Origin of the sequence: Pseudomonas sp. RL_105y_Pfl2_101, assembly GCF_963970585.1 — a bacterium.
Taxonomy (GTDB): domain Bacteria; phylum Pseudomonadota; class Gammaproteobacteria; order Pseudomonadales; family Pseudomonadaceae; genus Aquipseudomonas.
Genome location: NZ_CAXAPG010000001.1, coordinates 443,525 through 462,199, shown reverse-complemented (window position 1 = coordinate 462,199; position 18,675 = coordinate 443,525). Strand labels below are relative to the sequence as shown.

The 18,675-nt window shown below is 59.0% G+C and carries 18 protein-coding genes, 2 tRNA genes and 1 pseudogene; 2 read left to right on the top strand and 19 right to left on the bottom strand.

The annotated features are described in order from the left end of the window. Positions 1 to 108 precede the first annotated feature (108 nt). The 10 genes and pseudogenes from AACY31_RS02020 to AACY31_RS01975 form a co-directional block, all read right to left on the bottom strand. Positions 109 to 390, bottom strand: a complete 282-nt coding sequence (locus AACY31_RS02020; RefSeq protein ID WP_339503767.1) for a hypothetical protein — start codon at positions 388 to 390, stop codon at positions 109 to 111. Next, a complete protein-coding gene (locus tag AACY31_RS02015; RefSeq protein WP_339503765.1) occupies positions 387 to 1,361 on the bottom strand; it encodes an integrase domain-containing protein in 975 nt (324 codons plus the stop codon). Before AACY31_RS02015 ends, AACY31_RS02020 begins: the two co-directional genes overlap by 4 nt. Before the next feature lie 910 nt (positions 1,362 to 2,271). Continuing rightward, positions 2,272 to 3,594, bottom strand: a complete 1,323-nt coding sequence (locus AACY31_RS02010) for a tyrosine-type recombinase/integrase (protein WP_339503763.1) — start codon at positions 3,592 to 3,594, stop codon at positions 2,272 to 2,274. Positions 3,595 to 3,766: 172 nt separating this feature from the next. After that, positions 3,767 to 3,842: transfer RNA gene (locus AACY31_RS02005), tRNA-Thr, on the bottom strand. A gap of 75 nt (positions 3,843 to 3,917) precedes the next feature. Beyond that, positions 3,918 to 4,136: pseudogene (locus tag AACY31_RS02000) on the bottom strand (FkbM family methyltransferase); the annotation flags it as partial. A 303-nt stretch (positions 4,137 to 4,439) separates the two neighbouring features. Then, positions 4,440 to 5,672, bottom strand: a complete 1,233-nt coding sequence (locus AACY31_RS01995; RefSeq protein WP_339503761.1) for a methyltransferase — start codon at positions 5,670 to 5,672, stop codon at positions 4,440 to 4,442. Next, on the bottom strand, positions 5,653 to 6,342 hold the full coding sequence (locus AACY31_RS01990; protein ID WP_339481142.1) for an ABC transporter permease: 690 nt from the start codon (positions 6,340 to 6,342) through the stop codon (positions 5,653 to 5,655). The genes AACY31_RS01995 and AACY31_RS01990 overlap by 20 nt, the downstream gene beginning before the upstream one ends. Next, positions 6,339 to 7,034 (bottom strand): ABC transporter permease, encoded by a 696-nt coding sequence (locus AACY31_RS01985; RefSeq protein WP_339503759.1) that lies wholly within the window; start codon positions 7,032 to 7,034, stop codon positions 6,339 to 6,341. The genes AACY31_RS01990 and AACY31_RS01985 overlap by 4 nt, the downstream gene beginning before the upstream one ends. Positions 7,035 to 7,112: 78 nt before the next feature. Beyond that, positions 7,113 to 7,865 carry an ABC transporter substrate-binding protein gene (locus tag AACY31_RS01980; RefSeq protein WP_339481140.1) on the bottom strand — a complete coding sequence of 251 codons (753 nt, stop codon included), beginning with the start codon at positions 7,863 to 7,865 and terminating at the stop codon, positions 7,113 to 7,115. A 13-nt stretch (positions 7,866 to 7,878) separates the two neighbouring features. Further along, positions 7,879 to 8,652 (bottom strand): ABC transporter ATP-binding protein, encoded by a 774-nt coding sequence (locus tag AACY31_RS01975; RefSeq protein ID WP_339481139.1) that lies wholly within the window; start codon positions 8,650 to 8,652, stop codon positions 7,879 to 7,881. A gap of 436 nt (positions 8,653 to 9,088) precedes the next feature. On the opposite strand from AACY31_RS01975, the gene AACY31_RS01970 reads away from it, so the two are divergent. Then, positions 9,089 to 9,538, top strand: a complete 450-nt coding sequence (locus tag AACY31_RS01970) for a carboxypeptidase regulatory-like domain-containing protein (RefSeq protein ID WP_339481137.1) — start codon at positions 9,089 to 9,091, stop codon at positions 9,536 to 9,538. A gap of 9 nt (positions 9,539 to 9,547) precedes the next feature. Here AACY31_RS01970 and AACY31_RS01965 read toward each other — a convergent pair whose 3' ends face one another. The 9 genes from AACY31_RS01965 to AACY31_RS01925 form a co-directional block, all read right to left on the bottom strand. Continuing rightward, a complete protein-coding gene (locus tag AACY31_RS01965) occupies positions 9,548 to 9,994 on the bottom strand; it encodes a hypothetical protein (RefSeq protein ID WP_339481135.1) in 447 nt (148 codons plus the stop codon). Between the two features lie 129 nt (positions 9,995 to 10,123). Beyond that, positions 10,124 to 11,170, bottom strand: a complete 1,047-nt coding sequence (locus AACY31_RS01960) for a PDDEXK nuclease domain-containing protein (protein WP_339503757.1) — start codon at positions 11,168 to 11,170, stop codon at positions 10,124 to 10,126. A 220-nt stretch (positions 11,171 to 11,390) separates the two neighbouring features. Beyond that, a complete protein-coding gene (locus tag AACY31_RS01955; RefSeq protein ID WP_014336090.1) occupies positions 11,391 to 11,798 on the bottom strand; it encodes a hypothetical protein in 408 nt (135 codons plus the stop codon). A gap of 61 nt (positions 11,799 to 11,859) precedes the next feature. Further along, positions 11,860 to 12,189: a DHCW motif cupin fold protein gene (locus tag AACY31_RS01950; RefSeq protein ID WP_339481131.1), complete on the bottom strand. Its 330-nt coding sequence runs from the start codon at positions 12,187 to 12,189 to the stop codon at positions 11,860 to 11,862. A 116-nt stretch (positions 12,190 to 12,305) separates the two neighbouring features. Continuing rightward, positions 12,306 to 12,381 (bottom strand) — tRNA-Phe (locus AACY31_RS01945). A gap of 102 nt (positions 12,382 to 12,483) precedes the next feature. After that, positions 12,484 to 12,756 (bottom strand): oxidative damage protection protein, encoded by a 273-nt coding sequence (locus AACY31_RS01940; RefSeq protein ID WP_339481130.1) that lies wholly within the window; start codon positions 12,754 to 12,756, stop codon positions 12,484 to 12,486. Further along, positions 12,753 to 13,820 (bottom strand): A/G-specific adenine glycosylase, encoded by a 1,068-nt coding sequence (mutY, locus tag AACY31_RS01935; protein WP_339481129.1) that lies wholly within the window; start codon positions 13,818 to 13,820, stop codon positions 12,753 to 12,755. Before mutY ends, AACY31_RS01940 begins: the two co-directional genes overlap by 4 nt. Beyond that, positions 13,817 to 16,048, bottom strand: coding sequence for an AsmA family protein (locus AACY31_RS01930; protein ID WP_339491360.1), 2,232 nt, complete (start codon positions 16,046 to 16,048; stop codon positions 13,817 to 13,819). Before AACY31_RS01930 ends, mutY begins: the two co-directional genes overlap by 4 nt. A gap of 255 nt (positions 16,049 to 16,303) precedes the next feature. Next, positions 16,304 to 16,471: a hypothetical protein gene (locus AACY31_RS01925; RefSeq protein ID WP_339481125.1), complete on the bottom strand. Its 168-nt coding sequence runs from the start codon at positions 16,469 to 16,471 to the stop codon at positions 16,304 to 16,306. Positions 16,472 to 16,730: 259 nt separating this feature from the next. On the opposite strand from AACY31_RS01925, the gene AACY31_RS01920 reads away from it, so the two are divergent. Next, positions 16,731 to 18,392, top strand: coding sequence for an OFA family MFS transporter (locus AACY31_RS01920; protein WP_339481124.1), 1,662 nt, complete (start codon positions 16,731 to 16,733; stop codon positions 18,390 to 18,392). The last annotated feature ends 283 nt before the right edge of the window (positions 18,393 to 18,675 follow it).

Genomic DNA, 18,675 nt, shown 5'->3' with positions numbered 1-18,675 from the left:
GACTGACTGTAGCATATTTAAGCAAAAGATGAATAGGTAGTAGGTGCCTTTTGTGCTGCATTTTTACCAGTGCAAGAAAGTTGTTTTTAAAATGCTGTGTTTTCAATCTTAAAGGAGGCTGCATCTATGAAATTTCTTGTCGAGTTTAAGTGCAATTAGTTTGATTGTTAACCAATAGCGATAGCGTGTTGCTGGGCTCCTTCCTATCAGAGCATTATTCATGAACCACAGGAGGTGTTTGAGACGCCATGTCCAAGGATTGGCTAACTTCCAACGTTGAAAAATTGCGTTTTGAATGGCTGCGGCTTGTTTGAGGTGTCGTCTGCGGGTGGCCTGCGAACCACTCAGCACGCTAACTAAAAAAAGCGCCATATCAAAACTCTTGCTCATTTTTTACTCCCGATATACGCGGCAGCAATTTCGATACGACCGTGACCTAGCTCATAACTGATTGTTACTCGGGCTTCATTATCCAATTGTTGATCAAACTGGTCGCTACCACCATTAACTGGAGGAGGATGATGAGTGATTTGATGATAGCGCTCACATGCATAAGCAGCTCTAAGCTCATGGAAGCCCTTGATATTGTGTTCATGGAGGATTTCCCGCGCTAAACGAACTATTCGCTGCTGGAAGGAGAGATAGCTTTCATTCGGTGCTAGCAAGTTGCGGCTACCATGCGGTGAGACCTGTTCGGCATATCTGAGCGCTTCGCGAACATGTTCATCCACATTGATCCAGCGCGGTGCCGATGCGCCAGAGCGGCCACCTTTGGTGCCGTCCTGGATGTTGATCTTGCCCCAGTGTTCAGCCTCAAGCCTCAGGCGTGGAAGGTCAGCCAAGATGGTCTCGCGCAAACGCATGCCCGTGGCACGCGCCAGTTGCGCAATGGCCGCGGCACGGGGATGCTGTTCGCGGAGTGCGTTGACTATGCGTGTCACTTGATCACGATCCTTACCCTGTGGAACTGTTGTACGAACGGTGGTGCGCCGCAGTCCTAAAGCCTTACTCGGACTCGGCACTTTTACATACTGATCACCGCGAAGAGCAGCCATGACCCGGTTGACGCTGGAAAGTCGGTTTTGCGCGGTGGCAATGGCGAGCTCACCTTGTTCAACTTGCTGGCGTAGAGCTCCGGCATAGTCCAGCAAAGTCTGCCGATCAATCTGCCGCGCATCGTTAAATCCCGGCCCTTCCTCCGATCGACACCAGCGTACAAATGCCTGCCAGCGATCACTGTGCGCCTTGACTGTGCCGTAATGCCCTCCACCAAATAGATCTCGCAATGCCTGCGGCCCGGCATAACTCAGTTGCCGGCCATAGCCAAAATTCCGCCCATCCCGTCTACCTACCAATGCCATGCTCAAACTCCTCTCGAAGCCAAACCTTTAAAACCTTCCCCACGTCATCCCGCCAAGAATGTTGAGTGTTATCAGGGATCAAGGCCCCTGCGACCTGTGGGGTTTGTCCACTAACGCGGGACTGGCGGCTCTTTACGACCGGGAGCTTGGGCATCTCATGATCTGGCCTCCTGAACACTTCCGAAGAAGTGGGCGGGTGGAGGCTGGGCTGGCTGACGAGACCGGCGCCGCGAGATCCTGAGTCGGGTGAAGGCAGCTATGCGATGACCGGGGCATGCCTGACTGTCAGTCAGGTGCAGTCCATTCCGTGGGCTGCGGCACCATCATCTGCATCGCTGTTGCTGGTGACTTCGGTGTTTGTCACGCCGATTGTCACGAGGGGGAATGCCGCAAAGCCTTGTACGAGTTGGGCTGCAGCAGCGGTAGGAGCGCCCGTCTCTTTCCGGGAGAAAGAGACGGGCGCAGGTTGGCGCAATGAAATGGCCAAGCGGATAGGTTGCTGCAGGGCAGCTATGAAAGGGTATGAGTTGCCGCAGTGGGCACACTGATAAAAGTAGGCATCCATCACATCGCTGTGACCGTGCGAGCCGCCGGACGCTAATCGCACTTTGGGTGAACCACCACGGTGTGGCGTAGCCTTAAAGGTTCTGGCTACCTGGGTTGCTGTCAACGACAGCGCTTTGCCCGATCTTTTCTACGCCTGTGGATAATTCGGGTCAAGGCTCGAATTTTCGGGAGTTCTGCGGCTGTGGATGAAATTATCCACCGGTGGAAATCAGTGGTTTTCCACAGACAGTTACTTGGACTTTCGATTTTTTAAGTGAGGTCGATCCAAGCAGGGCGGCTTTGCAGCCCTGTTTGGATGGACCCGCGTGGAAAAGCGGATCACTGAGATATGAAGACCGAGCGCTTACTCGGTTGCGCCACGTTTTGCTTTTAGGCGAGTAACGTTCGCTCCGGTCTGGTTCGCGAATTCGTGTGGAGTGACATGCTCCTGCCGGTTGGTCTCCAGGTACCGGCTCCACCAGTTCATGATCAGCCTGCGCTCCTCGATGAACTCGGCCTTGTGGATGTAAGCGGCGCGGACGTTGTTGCGTTCCTTGTGGCTCATCTGCCTTTCAATGGCGGTCTCGGACCACAGTCCGGACTCGATCAGTGCGCTGCAGGCCATTGAACGAAACCCATGCCCGCAGATATCGGTTTTGGTGTCGTATCGCATCGTCCGTAGCGCGTTGTTCACGGTATTTTCGGACATGGGTTTCCAGGGTTTGGCATCACCTGCGAAGACCAATGCGAATTTGCCTGTGAGTGCATGGATTTTTTCGAGTAGCGCCACTGCTTGCGGCGATAAGGGTACTAAATGGATATCCCCGGCCATCTTCGTACCCCTTGTGGAAAAAGGTACTCCCTCCAGCGCAGGTCGAGTGTCCGGTATCTCCCAGGTGCCGCGCTTGAGGTCGAACTCGCTCCAGCGTGCGAAACGCAGCTCGCTGGATCGTACAAACACATGCAGCGACAGCATCACCGTCAGACGGGTAAGTGCCCGGCCTTTATAGGTGTCGATCCGCTCCTGCAGTTCCGGCAGTCGCGATAAGGGTAGAGCGGGGCGATGTACCACCCGCGGGGCTTTGATCGAGCCTTCGAGATCGTAAGCAGGGTTTATGGTGATAAGCCGGAGGCGCTTTGCCTCGCGCATGATGCTCTGCAGGTAGTTTTGTACCCTTAAAGCAACGTCGATCGTTCCGCGCTTCTTGATCGCTTCCAAGGGCTGCATAAGGTCATGGGTGTCGAGATCAACAATGGCGCGTGCGCCAATCAGCGGGAATACGTGGGTTTTGAGGCGGCTCATCACAGTCTTGGAGTGGCCTGGTGCCCACTTGGCCGACATTTCCGTGTGCCAGTCCAGCGCAACGCTTTCAAAGGTTCTGCCTTTGATCACGGCTTCCGCCTTGGCTTGGTGCTTGGTCTCTATGGGATCAATGCCATCCGCCAGCATTCGCTTGACCTCCAAGCGCTTGCGGCGCGCATCGGCGAGGCCAATGACGGGGTAGTTGCCGAACGAGGTCAGTCCTTCCCGTCCGTCAGGTTTGACGTAACGGAGCCGCCAGCCTTTGCGGCCATTGGGTTGGACTAGGAGGTAGAGGCCATCGCCGTCGAAAAGCTTGTAGGCGCGGTCTATAGGTTTTGCCAAGCGGCAAGCTGCGTCGGAGAGCGGAGCTGTGGTGCGCGACATAAGGGTACTCCCTTTTATCGAAGTGACCTGTACCCCAAACTCTACCCTTAAAACGGTTGGAACCTACCAGTTTCTGACGGAAACCGATGGAACCCCAAAACGAAAAAACCCGCCAGAAGGCGGGTTTTTCGGGGGTTCCAGAGATTTTGAAAGCCTTCTCTGGAACCTTGTATGGTGCCGGCACCAGGAGTCGAACCCGGGACCTACTGATTACAAGTCAGTTGCTCTACCAACTGAGCTATACCGGCGTGTGGGCGACGATTATAGCGATTGGGTGCGTTCTGTAAACCCCTGAATTCTGACTATTTTTGCGCAAGCCCGGCTTAGGTGCGGTGGAGCAGGTTTCGCCGTTTGTTCAGGGCTCGCCAAGTGCGGCTGTTTTGCATGCCGTGGAGTTGGGCTTCGGCCTGTTCAGCCCGGTGCAGGGCGGCGCTGAGCGGTTGGTCTGCGGCGTCGACGGGGTGGCTGAATTTGTGGCTTTTGCCGAGTTGAAGGCCGGCCAGGTGGCAGGGTGGGATGTCGAAGGCGGGTTTGAGGGCCAGGTCGATCACGATACGTTGGGCTGTTGAATAGCACGGGCGCGGTGGAGGCAATGACTGGCGCGGGGCAGCACGGAATTCGGCGGTTATGTCGTTTCGCTTAGACGCTTATGCACAACGGGCAGGATGAGACGTAGGGCATCTTGCGATTTTGTGACCGCTTTCGCATTTCGTCGCAAATGCCTGTTTTCATGGTTTTTTATCCATATGAACAAAAAATGACCAACGTTGATTCGGTCAGGAAATCGCGAATTGATTGGATCCGAGTTTATTTCATCAACAGAGTTATCCACAGGGTGTTTCATCTCAGCAACGCTCTGCCAGCAACATCAGATTGCGCGGGGTGAGCGGTGTTTCGCAGAAGGTACCGAGGCGAACCTGGTAGCCTTTTTGACTGAGGAAAAGCGCCCGATCCAGCACCAGCCAAAGCTCCAGTGGCCGTCGGAAAAGGCCTCGCAGCAACTCCAGGTTGCGCACCTCGGCCAGGCGTTGATGGCCTGCTGCTTCCAGGGCGAGCCAATCCGGCGTGCCGACTGTGGATAAGTCTTTCAGGGCCGCGAGATCGATGCAGTACTGGGCGAAGGATTTTTCCAGCCAGGCGCTGGGCAGTGAGGGGGTAGGCAGGTAGTCGTCGCGCCCCCTGATGTGCCGTTGCAGCAGGTCGAAACCCAGGCGCCGGGCCATGGAGTGGTCCCGTTGTCTTCTGACGCGGGCGCCTGCGGTGACGGTTTCGGTCTGTGGCAGGCTGAGATCGTCGAGCGACAGCTGTAGGGCAGAGCCCTTGGCGGCGTCGGACAGCGCTTGATAGCGCTCGCTGCTGATGCGGTTGTAACAGCACGGTGCGATAGCCAGTTGTGCACAGCCGACGGCGCTGGCCAGGTGCATCAAACGCACATGCAGGTCGCCGCAGGCGTGCAGGGCCACAGGCGTGTGTCCGGGGTGGAGCGCCTGGACGGCGTCCGCTGCCAGCACGTCTTGTTGCACGTGCGTGGCGGGCAGGTGATGGCGCTGGCTCAGTTGTTGGCCGCAGGCGACCAGGGCGGGGTCGTACTCCAGGCAGGTCAGTTGCTGAGCACCGTGCAGCAGGCGTCGACCGAGGTGGCCTTTGCCGGCGCACCAATCCAGCCAGTGGGTCGGTTGGGTGGTGAAGTGCAGGCGGCTGGCGAAGGCTTCGATCTGTTGCCATTTGCGCCCGGGCACGTCGACGTTGAGGCGATGGCTTGGGGCTTCGAGCGTACTGGCGGGCAATTGTGCGACCGCGCTTAATGCACGGGAGACAGCGGCCAATTCCGGAAATGGCGCTGGCGCGTCTGCCATCAACCATGGCTGATGATGGTCATTTTCCGCCGCTTCCAGTGAACGCTGGCGTAGCCATCGGGACAGTTCCGGGTGGGACGTTTGCCAAGGCAGCTGCAGATGGGTGAACGGACGTGGTTTCCACAGTGCCTGGTGCGTCGTGAGAAACGCGTCCAGCGCCGTGAAGCGGGCGAGCAGGGCCTCGCCCGTCAGCACGCCGCTGTCAGCGCCCTTGGCAGGCATCGACGCGCAACCAGCGCTCCAGCTGCTTGAAGCCTTGCACCAGTAGGAAAGACATCAACAGGTAGAACATACCGGCGGCGAAGAAGATCTCCACCGGCAGGTAGGTCCGGGCAATGATGGTCCGGGCCATGCCGGTGAGTTCCAGCAAGGTCACGGTACTCGCCAGGGCACTGGCCTTGAGCATCAGGATCACTTCGTTGCTGTAGGCCGGCAGGCCGATGCGCGCGGCACGGGGAAGCATGATGTAGAACAACGCCTTGGGCCGCGACATGCCCAGGGCCCGTGCGGCTTCGATCTCGCCCCGTGGGATGGCCTGGATCGCGCCGCGCAGGATTTCGGCGATGTAGGCGGCGGTGTGCAGGGTCATGGTGACTGTGGCGCACCAGAACGGATCCCGCAGGTACGGCCACAACGCGCTGCTGCGCACGGCATCGAACTGCGCCAGGCCGTAATAGACCAAAAACAGCTGGACCAGCAGCGGCGTGCCACGGAAAAAGAAGATGTAGGCGTAGGGCAATGCCCGCACCTGCCATAGGCGCGAAGAGCGGGCGATGCCCAGGGGAATCGCCAGCAGCAGCCCGGCGATCACGGCGATGGCCACCAGCTCCAGGGTCAGTGTGGCGCCCTGGGCCAGCTTTGGCAGCCACTTGATGATGACGTCCCAGTTCATTGGGTGCTCCTGGTAAATCCACGGGCGGCGCGTCGTTCCAGCAGGTGCATGCCAATCATGGCGAGCACTGTCAGGCCCAGGTACATGAGCGCTGCGACCGTATAGAAGGTGAACGGTTGCTTGGACACGGTCACGCCGATTTGCGCATGGCGCATGATTTCTTCCAGGCCGATCACCGAGACCAGCGCGGTGTCCTTCATCAGGATCATGAACAGGTTGCCCAGGCCAGGCAGGGCGATGCGCCACATCTGCGGCATGATCAATCGGGTGAAGATCCGCCACTTCGATAGGCCCAGGGCTACGCCGGCCTCACGATGGCCCTTGGGGATCGCCAGGATCGCGCCGCGAAAGACTTCTGTGGCGTAGGCGCCAAAGCACAGGCCCAGGGCAATCACCCCGGCGGCGAAGGCGTCGAGGGCGAGGTCGGGTTTGCCGAAATACTCACCCAGGGCACGCATCAGGTTGACGGTGCCGAAATAGATCAACAGCACCCAGAGCAATTCCGGGATGCCACGAACCAGTGTCGAATAGGTGCCGCCCAGCCATTGCAGCGGCTTGTATGGCGAGGTTTTGGCCAAGGCGCCAAGCAGGCCGAGCACCAGCCCCAGGCACAAGGCCGACAGTGCCAGCTTGACGGTCATCAGCGCGCCGGCGGCAAGCGCCGGGCCGAATCCGTAGAGATCGATCATCATGGGTAAGAATTCATATCGCGGCAGGCTTTGCTAAGGGCCGGCGCTGCCAGGCAGCTGCGCCGGCCAGGCACGTCAATATCAATAGATACTGAACGGGAAGTACTTGTCGTTGATCTTTTTATAGGTGCCGTCGGCTACGATTTCTTTCAAGGCCGCGTTCAGCTTGTTTTGCAGCGGGTCACCTTTGCGCACGGCGATGCCGATCTTGTCGCTTTCCTCCACCGGGTCGCCCTTGAATTCGTAATCACGGCCCGCATCGGTTTTCAGCCAGTCGTAGTTCACGTATTTGTCCGCCAGGATCGCGTCGACGCGGCCGGAGGTCAGGTCCAGGTAGGCGTTATCCTGGGTGTCGTAGAGCTTGATGGTGATGTCGCTGCCCATTTCATCTTCCAGCCAGGTGCCAGCGAGGGTGGCGCGTTGTGCCCCGATGACCTTGCCGTTGAGTGACGCTTTATCGGTTTTGAAGTCGACGTTTTTTGGCGCGATGAATTGCAGTTTGTTGGAGTAGTACGGGTCGGTGAAGTCCACGGCCTGCTTGCGTTCTTCAGTGATCGACAGCGACGAGATCAGGAAGTCGAACTTCTTGGCGTTCAGGGCCGGGATGATGCCGTCCCAGTCGGAAGTGACCACTTCGCACTCGACTTTCATCTTGGCGCACAGGGCATCGCCGATGTCCTTGTCGAAGCCGACCACGTTGCCGCTGGCATCTTTGTTGTTGAACGGCGGATAGGCCGCTTCGATGCCCATCTTCAGTTTGTCGGCCGCCATGGCGCTGGCCGAGAAGACCAGGCTGGCCGCTGCGGCCAGGAGGAATTTCTTGTAGGTCTGCATGTGTACTGCTCCGTTAGCGGTTGCTGGACATGAATTGTTTGCAGCGCGCCGAAAGCGGGTTTTCGAAGACCTGCTGTGGCGATCCTTGCTCCTCGACCAGGCCCTGATGAAGGAACACGACTTCGCTGGAAACCTGACGGGCGAACCCCATTTCATGGGTGACCAGCAGCATGGTGCGTCCTTCTTCGGCCAGGGCGCGGATCACACTAAGTACTTCCTGGACCATTTCCGGGTCAAGGGCGGAGGTGGGTTCGTCGAACAGAATCACCTTGGGCTGCATCGCCAGTGTGCGGGCGATGGCGGCGCGTTGTTGCTGGCCGCCGGACAGTTCGGCCGGGTAGGCGTGGCGCTTGTCGGCAATACCGACCTTGGCCAGTAGCGCTTCGGCCACTTCGACGGCTTCGGCCTTGCTCTGGCCAAGCACCCGGCGTGGCGCTTCGATGATGTTATCGAGCACGCTCATGTGCGGCCAAAGGTTGAAGTTCTGGAAGACAAAACCGATCTCGCTGCGCATGCGGTTGATCTGTTTGCCGTCGGCGGCCACCAGTTCACCGTTCTTTGCGGCTTTGAGCTTGAGCTCTTCGCCGGCCACCAGGATCTGGCCCTGGTTGGGGTTTTCCAGCAGGTTGATGCAGCGCAGGAATGTGGATTTGCCGGACCCGGAGGATCCGAGGATCGAGATCACATCGCCGTCGCGGGCGGTCAGCGAGACGCCTTTGAGCACCTCCTGCTGTCCGTAGCGTTTGTGCAGGTTGCGGATTTCAAGCGCGGGCGTGGCCTGGGCCATGTGCGGTCCTCATGGTATGTGCTCCCTTGCTGTTGGCTGCCTTCCTTGGCGAGGCGGCCAAGCTAGCATGCGTCCGAATGGCAGCCAACAGCGTTACGGGCGGTAAACCGGTGATGTGTGGCAGGTTGTCGCATCGGCACAGCAGACTGTCGCGCCATCAACAACCGAACGGCCGTTTGAACCTGGTTTACCGGTGAAAAGTCCGGGAGTCGCGTAAAAAAAGGCGCGATGGTGCCAGCTTTGGGCGGGGGTTGGAAGGGTTAACCGGATGAGCGTTCGTGTTGTGCCTGTTTATTGTCCTGGGAGGGGATTATCTGAATTCCTCTATTCCAATCCGCAGTGTGGGCAAGTTCCAATCGGTCTAAACCCATAGGGACGATTAATAATCAAACAAGCAGCCACACTTGGTTTTTTCCTGAGCGCGGGAGTTTCCATCATGAAATCCCTCCACCATTTGTTGTTGCCTTTCGTTGCCATCAGCATCCTGCTGTTCCCCATCGCCCTCAACGCCACCAACCTCGCGCCCATCGACAACGCAGGCGTCCAGGTCCAACCCATGCAGCAGAACGGCATCACTTACCTGTCGGGCGGTATCGGTGAGGATGAGGCCCGGGCCATCGGGCAGGCCCAGGGTTACAACTTGCACATGACATTCGCGGTTGGCCCGGAAAACAAATACATCCCGGATGTGGAGGTCACCGTCCAGAACGCGTCGGGGCAAACGCTGTTGACGCTGGATGAGGCCGGGCCGCTGGTTTACGTGCAATTGCCGCCGGGCAAGTACGACGTGGTGGCGACGCGCAATGGTGAGGCGCGGCGCGACACTGCTGAGATAGGCAGCGGGGCCGCGCGCAACCTGGTGTTCCATTGGAACGGTGACGAATAACCGGTCGGTTTATTCGCTGGCGGGTTCTTCCAGGGTCTGGCGGTAGCGGTCCAGTGCCTCGCTGAAGTCCTTGATGAACTCCGGTGTGCTGAGCCAGCGCTGGGCGGTCTCGCGGTCCATTTCATCGACCCACATGCGGTAGTCCACCAGCATGTCGGCGGCCAGGTTGGTCGCCGCCATGCTTTCGTTTTCGGCGTTTTTCAGGTCGAGCAGGCCTGGGCGCTCATTGATCATCACGCTCAGGGATGCGAGCAGCGTATCGAGCATTTCACTGCGGCTGATGGCCTCGGCGTCGCGCAGTTTGGCGAACAGTTCCAGCACGTAGACCGGCGGCTGGGCGGTGGCGTGGGCCGGGTCGCCATACATCGGGATCGATTTGCGCCCGGTCATGCGGATCTGTTTGGCTTTGTCTTTGGCGCGCTTGGCGCGTTTTTGCTGTTTGTTCAGTGAGGCCATTGGGCTTCGGTTTCCAATTCGTGAGGGGAGGTCCGCAACACCTGGATTGGAGGGCAATGGGATGCGGCCGGTGACGTGCAGGATAGCGTTCTTGGGGTAGGCGTTGCTGAAAAAACACACGAGAGGCGGTTATTGGGTGTTGGCTGCCACGTCTTCAAGCCGCGCCCGTTCGCGATCCAGCTCGTTGCGCAGCTCTTCTTCCGTGGGCAGCACCAATTGGTATTGGCTGGCGAACAACTGTTCATGGCCTTGCAACACGGAATAACGCACCACCGAGTCGTCTTTGCGCGCACAGAGAATGACGCCCACGGTAGGTTTGTCGTCAGGGCCGCGCTTGAGATCATCGTAGAGACGTACATACATATCCATCTGGCCGATGTCCTGGTGGCTGAGCTCGCCACGTTTGAGATCGACGATCACAAAGCACTTGAGCAGGTAGTTGTAGAAGACCAGGTCGATGTAGAAGTCTTTGCTTTCGGTGCTGATGCGTTGTTGGCGGGCGACAAAGGCGAAGCCTTTGCCCAGTTCCAGAAGGAAGCCTTGTAGCGGGTCGATCAAGGCCTGTTCAAGGTCGGTTTCCAGCAGCGTGCCGGTATTGGGCAGTCCTAGGAACTCAAGGACCACCGGATCCCTGACGATGTCCCTGGGACCGAAATCCAGTTTCTCAAGATTGGCGGCCGCTTCCTGCTCTACCGCAGGCCGGTCGCGGCTTGCCAGGAGACGTTCGTAATAGAACGTGCCGATCTGTCGTTCCAAGGCGCGGGTGGACCAGTTTTGAGTGACGGCTTCGTTCATGTACCAACGGCGTGCATTCGCATTTTCGACGCGTAGCAGCGTTCGATAGTGAGTCCAGCTCAATTCGTGACGCAGTGCGTCACAGATTGGAAACGCCTGATAAAAGAGACGCATGTAGCGCAAATTTGAAGCATCAAACCCTTTCCCAAACCGCGCCGTCAGCACTTTCGCCAACGACGGTAGCAACCTTGCGCCGTAAGCCGCCCGTTCGGCGCCGCCCTGTTCGAATTCAATGATATGCCGGCCGATCTGCCAGCAGGTTTGTACCTGGAGCGTATCGACGGCACGCAGGACCTTCTGGCGTGCCTGGCGAATCAGCTCACCGAGTTCGTTGATCAAGGGGGCGAGCTGTGGGTCATCTTGAGGTAGCAGTGGCGTCATCGCAGTGTCCAGCCATTGAGAGGGGCGGACCGCAAGGATGCTCCTGGCGACGTTTCGATGATGCCGGACGGGGCTGATTGCTTGGGAGGAAAAATAGCTGATTGACGCAGGACGGGTATGACGCCGTCCCATGTTGGTTGACCTTGGCTTGTAGGAACTATTCCCGCAGCCTGTCAGCCACCGCGAACCCCTTCGCCACAAAGCGCTTGGCGGGTGACAGTCAGACCTTACCTTGCGCCAGTGCCTGGGATGCAGCCACATAATCGGCCTGGAATTGCTTGCTTTCCACCCAATCCAGCGCGGTCTGCTCATCCACACCGGTGGTCAAGCGGCGGTATTCGATCAATGCGGTAAAGATGAAGTCGGTCGCTTCTTCCTCACCTTCCTGCTCCAGCACCAACTCCAGCAGTGGATGCCCCAGGAAGGCGATGCACATGGCCTGCTGGCTGATCTTTTCGGCAGCGCCCATGAGTCGGAACATGTCCGATAGGTCCACGGTTTCCAGGTCGATGCGCTCGTCGTTCGGGTCGAGGAAATCGTTCGGCGCAGCAGCACGCTTAGTACGGTTCTGCTTGGCTTTCGCCTTGGCGCGCTGGCTGCGCTTCTGCTGTTTGTTGGCCGATGACATAGTCGGATTCCTGATGGATAAGGCTATCTATCCTACAGCTTCAGTGGGGGGGCTTCGAATCTCAATCCACTACCAAGAGCGTAGCTCCCGATGAGGTGGAGGATCGATGGGGCTCGGCCTGGTCGGCTACCTGGTAGCTCATGCCGGGCTTGAGCAAAAATTGCCGGCCATCGTCGAGTTCCGTATTGAGCTCGCCTTTGAGGCAAAACAGGATGTGGCCCTTGGTGCACCAATGGTCGGCCAGGTACCCCGGCGTATATTCCACCATCCGCACGCGAATGTTCCCGAACTGCTGGGTGCGCCAATACGCGGTTCCAGTGACGCCTTTGTGTTCGGTGGGCTCGATGGTTGACCAATCGGTGGTGCCAAAGGGGATGCCGGTGATGTCCATGTCGATTCGCTTGCTGGAGGGGAGCGGACGAATGTAGCCGAGTCGATAAGGCGCTGGAAGAAAATCCCGGACAATAAAAAACCCCGATCAATTGCTTGATCGGGGTTTTCGGTATTTGGTGCCCAGAGACGGAATCGAACCGCCGACACGGGGATTTTCAATCCCCTGCTCTACCGACTGAGCTATCTGGGCAACGGGGCGCATTAAACGGGTTTTTCAGGGGGGCGTCAAGCACGTTTTCAAAAAATATTTAATTATTACCGTCGCTTACGATCCGCCCCCACGCGGAACAGCTTATTCGGACGGCGGTACGTAGCCTTCGGCCTTGGCGTAATCTTCGCCGGAAAAGTACTTGTCCATCTCGCCCTGAAGGTATTTGCGATCTTCAGCGTTCATCATGTTCAGGCGTTTTTCATTGATCAGCAGGGTCTGGTGCTTCTGCCAGTCGGCCCAGGCCTGGGCCGAGACATGGTCAAAAATGTCCTGGCCCTTGGCGCCGGGAAATGGAGCGCGTTCCAGTGCGGGCAGTTCTTCTTTGTACTTGCGGCACATGATGGTGCGGGTCATTGCAACTCTCCTGCGTTCATTACGGCGGCCGCGCGTTCGAGCAAGGTTTTGACCGGGGCGGCAAGGCCCAGGCGCGGCGGGGTGGCGAGGTTATACCAGAGCCAGTCGGCCTCGGCCACGTGATGGCCGGTTTCCCGGACACGGACCAGCCAGGGTTCGATCGCCAACTGGAAGTGGCTGAAGGTATGCATCAGGCTTGGCATTGGCTGTTGGCTGCCCAATTCCAGCGAGTGTTGCAGGGCCAGGTGCTGCAGGTCGTCGAGGTCGTCGAGTTCCGGCAGGCTCCATAGACCGCCCCACAGCCCCGTGGAAGGGCGTCGGTAAAGCAGGATTGCGCCTTCGTGGTTGGCCAGCATGGGCATCAAGGTGCGCTTCCTGGGCACTTCCTTGCGAGGCTTGGGAATCGGGTAGCGGGTTTCCAGGCCCAGCATGTGGGCCTCGCAGCCTTGCTTCAGCGGGCAGAGCAGGCAACTGGGTTTGCTGCGGGTGCAGAGCGTGGCGCCCAGGTCCATCATCGCCTGGGTGTAGGCGTTGACGCGGTCCTGTGGCGTGAAGCGCTCGGCGGTGGCCCACAGCTGTTTCGCAACCTTGGGTTCGCCTGGGTAGCCTTCCTGGGCGGTGAAGCGCGCCAGTACCCGCTTGACGTTGCCATCGAGGATCGGCGCCCGCAGGCCCATGCTGATGCTGGCGATAGCGCCGGCGGTGGACAGGCCGATCCCCGGCAACTCGGTGAGTTTTTCCACGTCCCGGGGGAACTCGCCGCCGTACTGTTCGACGACGATTTTCGCGGTTTTCTGCAAGTTGCGCGCACGGGTGTAATAGCCCAGCCCGGTCCACAGATGCAGCACTTCGTCTTCCGGCGCGGCGGCCAGGGCTTGGACGGTGGGCAGCGAGGCCATGAACCGGTCGAAGTAGTTGAGCACGGTACTGACCTGGGTCTGTTGCAACATGATTTCCGAGACCCACACCCGATAGGGCGAGATGCCTTGTTGCCAGGGCAAGTCGTGGCGCCCGTGACGGTCGAACCAGTCCAGTACTGCGCTGGAGAACTGCTCGGCTCTCATCGCTTGAACAGCCCCTTGAGCGCATTTTTGAGTTCGGGGCTGACCTTGTCGCCTAGCTTCTCATCGATCTTGTCACTGAGGCGGTCGCCGGCCAGTTTCGCCGCAACCTTGCCCATCCCTTCGTTGTCCAGGCGGCACGCCTTGGCGCCCAGTTCCAGCGGGCCGCGGCAGCGCAATGGCCATTCGACGTCGACGTAGCGTTCGTTGACCTGGCAGGCCGGGTCGGGCATCTCGCTCTTGTCGCCTTCGATGACGATGCCGACGCGATAATCCATGCCCAGTACCCGCAGGTCGATGTCGCCGTTGCCGTTGACGGTCATGCCGGGAATGCGGACTTTCAGGTCAGGGTTGCGGGCAACGCCATTGTTGAAGGTGAGATTGCCGTTGAGTTGCTGGAACGGCGTGTCCTTGCCCCGGGGTTCGCCGCTGAGGGCCTTGCGATTGAGGGTGGCGATGCCTTTGCACAATTGCTGTTCGAGGTTGGCATTGAGCAGCACGCCATCGTTGATGACGAACCCGGCGGTGCCGTTGAGGCTGTCGATCAGGGCTTTCTGGCTATTGCCGCTGGCGGTGATCGCGCTGTTGACGGTGACCAGGCCTTTGACCGGCGGATTCTTGCCTTGGCTTTCGATGATCTTCTCGGCAGGGACCCGATTGATGCGCGTCTGCAGGCTCAACTGTGGCGTAGGCTGGCGCACGTTCAGGGTGCCCTTGGTTTCGAAGTTGCCGCTGTACAGGTCGCCTCGCAGGTTCTCCAGGGTCAGCAGGCCGCCCCGGCCGGAGGCCTTGAGCGCAGCGTTCTGGATCGGCAGTTTATCGAGGGTCAGTTGGCCGAAGGTCAGGTCGGCATCGAGGTCCAGTTTGCTCAGGCGCTCCACCGGAAACAGTCGATCGTTACTCCAGGCGCCCTGGGTCGGGGCGCTTGGCAGCGGTGTACTGCCGGCACCGGCTATGGCGCTGGCTTCGGTGTTGCTGACTTCGGCATCACGGGCCGCCGTGGAACTGTCGGCTTCGGCGGACTTTGGCGGCAGATAGCGGTCGACGTTGAACGTGTCAGCCTTGAGCTGCACGCGCAGGGACTGCTTGGCAAAATCTTCCACGGCGATACGCCCGCTGAAGCTGCTGTCGTCGACCTTCAGGTTGATGTTGTTGAAGTCGACGCTGCTTGGCGTGCCGGCAATGCGGCTGGACAGTTCGACCTTGCTCAGGCTGCCTTCGGCCATGGCAGGGAGTTTCTGGCCGACGCTGTCGACGAACTTCGCCAAGTCGAACTGGGCGATGGACACCCCGCCATTCAATTGCGGGGTCTTGTCGAGGTCGTTGACCTTCAGTTCACCCAGGGCGCGCAGTTGATTGAGCGACAGCTTGATGCCGGTCCATTCGGCGACGTTTGCCGCTTGGTCCAGGAACAGCTGGCCTTGGGCGGCGAAGTTCAGGGTCTTGCCCTGCAAAGGGTCGCCGGTGGCTTCGCCGGACAGTTTCAGGTCTTCGAACTTGTAGCGTTGCAGGGCACGTTCGAAGCGCAATTCCCCCGTCACTTCGGTGCGTATGCGCACCGCTGGCTGGTTGCTGGACAGGAATGCGGTCAGGGTGACCGGGATGTTGGTGGAGTCGTGGACCGGGCCGGTGCTCAGTTGGATGCTCTCGGCCGTGAACAGCTTGCCGGTCTGCTCGTCGGTGTATTCGACCCGGGCGTTGTTCACGGTCAGGCTGTCGATATCCAGTCGGGTCGGCTGGGCAGGTTTTTCTGCCGGGGGGCTGACGGGTGGGGTCGGTGGTTCGGCTGGCACTGGTGCCGGCGGGTTCGCGGTCGTTGCAGAGGCTGGTACCTTGCCGATGTCTTCCCAGTTGCCGTGCCCGTTCTTGTCACGGTTGAGCCGCAGGTTCAGGCCTTCGACCCGCACATCGCTCATTTGTATTTCCCGGCGCAGCAGCGGTATTACGCGGACCGAAAGGCCGAGCATCTGCAGGTCAGCGAAAGGTTGGGTCGGACTGGCCAAGGTAGCGACGCTGGCGTCGTGCAACTCAAGACCGAGCCATGGAAACAGGCTCCAGCCGATGTCGCCATTGAGGGTCAGCTCGATGTGGGCCTTGTCGCGGGCTATCTGGCGGATCTCTTCTTTGTAGTCGTTGGGATCGAACAGGTGGGTCAGGGCAAAGCCCAGGGCCACAATGATCAGCAACAGCCCGAGAAGTCCCAGACCCAGGATTTTGCCGAACGCTTTCATGGGCGAATCCTTGTAGGTTGAGTTCAAAATTTATCCGGGAGTATAACGCCCTGAGTTGGTGCCGCGTTGCGGGATCGTTTCTCGATTCTCGCCATTAGACCAGCAGGCCTGCCCCCTATGGCGAGGGAACTTGCACTGTAGCTGTCGAGTGCAACGAGGCTGCGATCTTTCCCCGGACGCTTAAATCTCAAGCGAAGGATCCAAAGATCGCAGCCTTCGGCAGCTCCTACAGTGCAAGCGCCCTCACCACAGGATTTATCTCCAGCCGTTCGGCTCCGAGCAGTCGGTCAACTGAAAGGTGATCAGTTGCGTGGCATCGCCAAAGGGTTCGAACCGGCAGCCCGGGGCATCCCGGCAGATTCTCTGTAGGTCCCGCAGGTCCTGGCAGCAGGCGCCGGAACTGAGCTCAACAACGATGGGCATGGAAATTCCTGAAAAAATAAATCGTTAGCCCCCTACAGAAAGCGAGCAGGCGTGCGATAAGACAGATGGCACGAAAAAGGTGATATCACTTTGGTTTTTCTGCCGCGAGCAAGTGGTAACCTTTGACCGTTCGTCCGTCCTGCTGCGACTTTATGTCGCATACTGGGGCTTCACCAGAAAATACAGCCATGCCTGCGTGCGATGAAGGCTGAGGGTGACGCGAGGCTGACGGACCATTCCAATAATTGGGGGATACAACATGAGCACGAGCATCACGGCGGACGGCATCGCCGACCAGCCAGCGTTCCTCTCCAAGGAACGTATCATCGCCAAGCCAGGTTTCAACCGGTGGCTGGTTCCACCGGCCGCACTGGCCATTCACCTCTGCATCGGCATGGCCTACGGCTTCTCGGTGTTCTGGTTGCCGCTGTCCAAGGCCTTGGGTGTCACCAAGCCTATGGCCTGTGCACCGGATATGAGCTTCATCTCGCAAGTCTTTTCGTCCCAATGTGACTGGCCGATTTCGATGCTCGGCTGGATCTACACCCTGTTCTTCATCTTCCTGGGTTGCTCGGCAGCCATCTGGGGCGGCTGGCTGGAACACGCCGGGCCGCGCAAGGCTGGTGTTGTATCGGCATTGTGCTGGTGCGGTGGCCTGGTGATTTCCGCACTGGGTATCTATACCCACCAGATCTGGCTGATGTGGCTCGGTTCCGGCGTGATCGGCGGTATCGGCCTGGGGCTAGGCTACATCTCCCCGGTGTCGACGCTGATCAAGTGGTTCCCGGACAAACGCGGCATGGCCACCGGCATGGCAATCATGGGCTTCGGTGGTGGTGCGATGGTCGGTGCTCCGCTGGCCGCGGCGCTGATGAACCATTTCGCTTCGCCAACCAGCGTGGGTGTATGGCAGAGCTTCCTGGTCATGGCCGCGATCTACTTCGTGTTCATGATCGGTGGCGCCTTGTCGTACCGCGTTCCGCCAACCGGCTGGAAGCCTGAGGGCTGGACCCCGGCACCGAAGAAAGCCGCGAACGCGATGATCACCCATCGTCACGTTCACGTGAACGTGGCTTGGAAAACCCCGCAGTTCCGTCTGGTATGGCTGGTGCTGTGTCTGAACGTATCCGCCGGTATCGGCATCCTGGGCATGGCTTCGCCGCTGTTGCAGGAAGTGTTCGGCGGCAAGTTGCTCGGCAATGACCTGCCTTTCGGTCAGTTGGATGCTGCGCAACTGGGCCAGATCGCGGCCATCGCGGCCGGTTTCACCGGTCTGCTGAGCCTGTTCAACATCGGTGGACGGTTCTTCTGGGCATCCTTCTCGGATTACCTGGGTCGCAAGAACACCTATTTCGTGTTCTTCGCCCTGGGCATTGCCTTGTACGCGCTGATCCCGAACCTGGGTCACCTGGGCAGCGTCGCGCTGTTCGTGGCGGCGTTCTGCATCATCCTGTCGATGTACGGCGGCGGTTTCGCCACTGTGCCGGCCTACCTGGCGGACCTGTTCGGTACGCAAATGGTCGGTGCAATCCACGGTCGCCTGCTGACCGCCTGGGCTGCGGCAGGCGTGCTGGGTCCGGTGCTGGTGAACTACCTGCGTGAATATCAACTGAGCATCGGCGTTGAACGTGCCGCGGCCTATGACATCACCTTGTACATCCTCGCCGGTCTGCTGGTGCTGGGCTTGCTGTGCAACCTGCTGGTCCGCCCAGTCGCCGACAAGTACTTCATGACCGACGCCGAACTGGCCGCCGAACAGGCGCTGGGCCATGACAAAGGCGCCGACAGCACCACTTCGCTGGAATGGAAAGCCGCACCGGGCACCAAGCCCCTGGCGATCGCCGCCTGGCTGGTGGTGGGCATTCCGTTGGCGTGGGGTGTGTGGGTGACCCTGCAGAAGACGGCGGTGTTGTTCCGCTAAGGCAATAGCCCGAACCCATCAGGGGTAAGGGCGAACTTTGTGGGAGCGAGCTTGCTCGCGAAAGCGGTGGGTCAGTAGGCAGTAATGTCGACTGATACACCCTTATCGCAAGCAGGCTCGCTCCCACATTTGTTTTAGGGTTGGCCTCAGATCAGAGCAGCATTGGAGGACCGTTTGGCGCACCTGTAGGATCTGACAGTTGTATCTATATTCGATCCGATTGAATCTTTGTTTTGTATAGCATCATTTTTATTCGGTTTTCTGCATTGTTCTTGAGTAAAGT